The sequence below is a fragment of the Cupriavidus neocaledonicus genome, assembly GCF_000372525.1.
Taxonomy (GTDB): Bacteria; Pseudomonadota; Gammaproteobacteria; order Burkholderiales; family Burkholderiaceae; genus Cupriavidus; species Cupriavidus neocaledonicus.
The window spans coordinates 1-2,924 of sequence record NZ_AQUR01000024.1; the positions used below are offsets into that span (position 1 = coordinate 1).

The window sequence follows — 2,924 nt, forward strand, 5'->3', positions numbered from 1 at the left end:
CCAGCCTCCGCATAGTGAACAAGCTTTCCGTGAAGGTATCTGCGCCGCGCATGAATGTGGGATTGGATGGGATCCTCAAAGCAACGCTTCAGCCAATCGTCGCGCTGACGTCCGCTGGAGGTATTTCAGCGGCCTGTTAGTTCCCAAGCTAAACGCTCCATGCCGGCCTGGAACCGTGTCCGGTCGGAGATATCCTCAACTACCCGTTCTCGCACACTGAGGCCGAAAATTCGAGGTCTTGCATTTCGGCTTTGAGTTTTAAAGATATCGAACTTCAACGCGCTGAATCAATGCAAGCAATGCGATCGCGAGAACGATCCTGTCGCACATGGTCCCGACCAAGGCGTTCTTCTTCGCGGTCAATCTGTCAGGTGGCGTAACGGTATTCAAGGCCGGCATCGGCGTGTGCGGCCTGGGCGGGCTCGTCTCCAAACTTGAACGCCCATGCGCTCGACCAACACCGATGGCTAGTACGATGTGGCGCTGGCGGCCTTCAGCGACATCTGGATCCGGTCCAGCCAATCTACATTGGGTCTGTCGATACTGTCAGGATCGCCGCCACCTTTTCGACAATCCTCATCGAACAGCGGCCCTGCGTCATAACCCGTTTGCCGTTATGGCGGGATTTTCTGAGATTCCGGCGTAGACCAGAACTGCGGAGGTGTGAGAGTCATTTGGGATTCGAATGAGTCCCATCCAAACAATCGATTGCCAAACTTCGAGAAATGTCGACCTATCCGTGATAGATTCCAACGGTGGCAGATCTCTGTGTGAATACGCCATGGAATGTAACGTCAAGATTGCTTGGTTTTTGTGCGCGCGATCCGAGCGAAAATGGCTTGAGCGACATATCGCGTTTCCATTGGCCTAAAATCTCCACCAGAAAGCATACAGCCTCGTTGACGGAGTAGACAATTGCACCTTTTTGATGTAAATCAGATGGCCGGGTTTTTCGTAAACTCGTTCAAGTTCGTAGCGATATTCGCTACCGTCTGTGTCGCGCTCGAGCTGATGTTTCCGGCTTATCGATACAGTTTTGCGTCATATGTTCGCGGAGTACGAAATTGGATCATTCGCCTTGGGTTCGCTGCAGTTGTCTGGCACGTCTACGCTGTGGCTCTTGAATGGTTAGGGGTCAAGCCGCTCCTGACGGTGAATTTCGGGACGTTGTTTCACTCTGACAACGCAATTATTAGCGCGGGCTTCGGCGTTCTTTCAGGCGTTCTAGTCGCAATTGCCGCTGATTTCTTCCGCTACTGGATGCACCGTGCACAGCATGCTATTCCATTCCTGTGGCGCATGCACGCCACCCATCATTCTATCCGCGAACTGACGGCTTGGAATTGTGCTCATCACTTATCTGAGCCGCTTATTTATGCTTTTTTCGTCGCAATGCCGCTCGCTCTGATCCGCTTCGAATCTGGCGTCGTGCCAACTGTTGCCCTGACGCTGATTGCCTTTCAGGTCCACTTGTCTCACTCGAGCACGCGAATTCATCTTGGGCTGCTACGATACATCGTCGGGGATGGCAAGTTCCATCGTATTCACCATTCAATAGAAGCGCGTCACAGGGGCCGAAACTTCGGGACATTTACGACGCTCTGGGACACGATTTTCCGTACGGCGTACTGGCCGACAAAGGACGAGTGGCCGGAAGTTGGCCTCGCAAGCCAGTCTGAACCGATCACGGTGCGCGATTACCTTATGTTTCCTTTTGACCAAAGCCGCTGGCGCAAAGCGACGGTCGGAAGTGGCGTACGGAATTAAGGTTATCGATTAAGTGCGGTGCACACCTCATGACGGCTTGTCGCACTTGTGTTGCTGCCAATTGAATCGCGGAGTTGCCGGTCACGCGGTGGCTGGGCCGCTCAAATGCGACCGAGCTTGGTATTGATGTGCAGCAGGTCACCCGGAGCGGCCTGTTCAAAGCGCATGACGGGCTCGCGTGGCTGAAGACCCGCGAGCCTGGACAGGCTAGCGCGCGCGAGCACCGGCTACAGTGGGTTCGGAAACACCAACATTGCGGGCGATTTGCCGCTGGAGCATACGCCGTTGGCTCAACTCCACGATCAACAGGGCCTTGGACGGGTCCTCCACGGCGAGCGGCCCGGCCGGGACGAAGCGTCGGCACGCTACCGGCCAGACAACGGCCCAGCCACTTGAGCCGTCGGTGCTGTAACGCAATGGCTAAGCGGTTGCTTCGGGACACTCAGACCATGTTCGGTGATGTCTTGGATCTCGGGTCGGCGGGCGAAGGTTGGCATTCTTATGGGTTTTCATCCGGCTGAGCTCTTGGAAGTCTGGGTGTTTGGCGACTTCCGGTTTTCCAGACTCAGTTCAGATGAGCCACGATACAACGCATTACAGCTTCACATCCAGTGCGGGGTGAGCTTCAACACCGAGTGGGTGCGGAACTGGTGTGACTGGTTTGGCGCGCAGTTTCCCCGTCGGGCGAACGCCGGACGCGTCGCACCGGGCTCCGCTTGGCACCTCGATGAACGTATGTCAGGGAGGAACTCAGATCCGCTCTTCCCGCAGAACTCGGCCCTGGTGAAAGGCTTCAGAAGAATTCTGCACCGACACGGTCGCAAGCTACAACTCCATTTATAAAGACGCCATGTTCAGGGGTTGGATGTCTTGCCCATGCTAGACGAAAGATCCACTATCTCTCCTGGCACGCAGGAACGACGCTGACATCCGCGAGAAGCGCCCTACGAGCGAAAGCGTGTCCGACAGGAACGGGCGTAAGCCTTCGAGGTCTGGCTACGCTCGGCGCTGAGCAAGGTATCGTCCAAAAGCGATACCACGAAGCCGATGGGCTGCGCATTAAGTCAGTCGACAACGGACGTAGCAGCGAACGCGGCGCCGCCGTCTATTCGGCGGTGGCTCTAGCCAACCTGAATGATCTCGATTCGGAGGCTTAC

General features: G+C 55.8%; 1 protein-coding gene and 1 pseudogene. One reads left to right on the forward strand and one right to left on the reverse strand.

Going from position 1 to position 2,924, the window contains the following annotated elements; all coding sequences use genetic code 11:
• Positions 1-939 precede the first annotated feature (939 nt).
• A complete protein-coding gene (locus A3AG_RS0100215; protein WP_012354745.1) occupies positions 940-1,767 on the forward strand; it encodes a sterol desaturase family protein in 828 nt (275 codons plus the stop codon).
• A gap of 73 nt (positions 1,768-1,840) precedes the next feature.
• Here A3AG_RS0100215 and A3AG_RS32390 read toward each other — a convergent pair.
• Positions 1,841-2,264 (reverse strand): annotated as a pseudogene (locus tag A3AG_RS32390) (transposase family protein); the annotation flags it as partial.
• Positions 2,265-2,924: the final 660 nt, after the last annotated feature.